The organism is Massilia sp. CT11-108, from assembly GCF_047302915.1.
GTDB lineage: Bacteria > Pseudomonadota > Gammaproteobacteria > Burkholderiales > Burkholderiaceae_D > Telluria > Telluria orientalis.
In genome coordinates, this window is the sequence record NZ_JBKYMO010000722.1 from 1 (window position 1) to 2,125 (window position 2,125).

2 protein-coding genes and 1 pseudogene are annotated in these 2,125 nt (G+C 69.4%); 1 reads left to right on the forward strand and 2 read right to left on the reverse strand.

What is annotated here, in order from left to right; translation table 11 throughout:
- The coding region (locus ACEN88_RS29895) for a GGDEF domain-containing protein (RefSeq protein ID WP_413345546.1) at window positions 1-617 on the forward strand (617 nt) is incomplete at its 5' end.
- On the opposite strand, the gene ACEN88_RS29900 is transcribed toward ACEN88_RS29895, so the two are convergent.
- Both ACEN88_RS29900 and ACEN88_RS29905 read right to left on the reverse strand, forming a co-directional pair.
- Window positions 614-1,708, reverse strand: coding sequence for a type IV pilus twitching motility protein PilT (locus tag ACEN88_RS29900; RefSeq protein ID WP_413345548.1), 1,095 nt, complete (start codon window positions 1,706-1,708; stop codon window positions 614-616). The genes ACEN88_RS29895 and ACEN88_RS29900 overlap by 4 nt on opposite strands.
- A 2-nt stretch (window positions 1,709-1,710) precedes the next feature.
- A pseudogene (locus tag ACEN88_RS29905) lies at window positions 1,711-2,125 on the reverse strand (type III effector protein); the annotation flags it as partial.

Consider the following 2,125-nt stretch of genomic DNA (forward strand, 5'->3'; position numbering starts at 1 on the left):
GCGTGGACGACTTGCTGGCGCCGCCGGACACGCGCGCGGACCTCGCGCTCGCGGTCATGATGCGCGTCGAGCGCTCACGCGCGCTGCGCAGCCTGATCATGCGCGACGGCATGACCGGGCTGTACAACCACGTCTCGATCAAGGAACAACTGCTGCGCGAAATGGCGCGCAGCAGGCGCGACGGCAGTCCGCTGGCGCTCGCGATGGTCGACCTGGATTTCTTCAAGAAGATCAACGACACCTACGGCCACCAGGTCGGCGACCAGGTCATCCGCGCCATCGCCCACATCCTGCAGCAGCGCCTGCGCCACGGCGACCTGATCGGCCGTTACGGCGGCGAGGAATTCGCCGTGATCATGCCGGGGACGAGCGCGGCGGCGGCGGGCCACGTACTCGACGACATCCGCGCACTGTTCGCCACCGTGCGCCTCAAGGCCGACGAGACGGTGTTCCACGCCACCTTTTCCGCCGGCGTGGCGGACCTGGACGTCGCCGGCGGCGGCGCCGATCCCGCCGACCTGTTCCGCCTGGCCGACGAGGCCCTGTACGAGGCCAAGCACGCGGGCCGCAACCGCGTCGCGCTGGCGCGCGCGGGGGCCGGCCGCGCACAAGGCTAGCGCACGCTGCCCAGCATGTCGTGCAGCTCGAGCCGGTTGTACGCGGCGCGCATGGCATCGCGCGCCGCCACGGCCTTTTGCCCCACCAGCTGGACCAGCACGTCGTTCAGGCTGCGCGACATGCTGTCTTCCCTGCGCCGCAGGACATCCTCGAGCTGGTGCACCTTGCCCGGGTCGGCGATGAAGCGCGCCAGCTGCTGGTTGTGATTGAAGAGGATTTCGTGGGCCAGCACCACGGCGTCGCCCTGCTCGCTCGGCACCAGGCTCTGGAAGATCACGCCGACGAGCGAGCGCGCCAGCGCGGCCGCGCGCTGGTCGCGCTGCTCGGCCGGGAAAAACGCCAGCAGCCGGGAAAGCGCGCCGACCGCGCTGTTGGTGTGCATCGTCGCCAGCACGAGGTGCCCCGATTCGCCCGCATGCAGGACCGTCTCGGCGGTGTCGGCATCGCGGATTTCCCCGACCATGAGCACGTCCGGCTTCTGGCGCAACGCTTCGCGCAGGCCGGAAGAAAAGGTCGCGGTGTCGGTCGGCACTTCCTTTTGCGAGATGATCGACTGCTTGCGCTGCAGCCGGTACTCGATCGGTTCCTCGATGGTGACGATGTGGGCGCTGCGCGTGGCATTGATATGGTCGAGCATCGAGGCCACCGTCGTCGACTTGCCCGAACCGGTTGGACCGGTGATCATGATGACGCCGCGGGTCGCCTCGACCATCAACCGGGTGTGGGGCGGCAACCCGGTCTGCGCCAGCGGGATGGGGTGCAACGGCAGGCGCCGCATCGACACCGTGACCCTGGCGCCGCCCGCGGACCGGTAGACGTTGCAGCGCAGCCGGTAATCGGTCAGCGCGAACGGCCGGTCGACGGCGCCGTCGGCGATCCTGTCCCGCCACGCCTCGTCGATCGCGCCGAGCACGGGCGCCATGTCCTCCAGCGTGACCGGTTCGGCGCCGGCCTGGCGCCAGCCGCGCGGCGTCTTGATCATCACGGGCATGTCCTGTTCCAGGTGAATATCCGAAAACGTCTGGTCGGAATTCACCAGGGTCACCAATTCGTCCAGCAGGTCGCGGACAAGACTGAACTCGTGGGGCATCGCTAGCCGGCGACGTACATGGGGCGATACACGGCGGCGATGACCTCGGCCGAGTGGCCGTAGTTCCAGCGCAGTTCGGTGCCCGCCGCGACGTCGCCGGCGGCGAAGAACGCGCCGATCGAAAAGCGCCGGCCGCCCTCGGCGATGACGTGGAAGCGCGCCACCGTCACGTTGTACCCCGCTCCGGCCTGGGCCACCGGCAGGCCGGCGGCGTCGTAGGCGAGCCGGGTATTGGCCATCGCCAGGATGTTCTCGCCGTCGATGAAGGCGAAGTGTTCGCCCGACACGGCGGACAGGATGAACGCATCGTCGGCGCAGGCGAAGTACATGGCCGGCGTCAGCAACTGGCCGCCGTACACCCCCAGGCATTCGCCGCCGCGCAGGTCGCGCGCGGCGAAGACCCCGAGCTGCCCGACC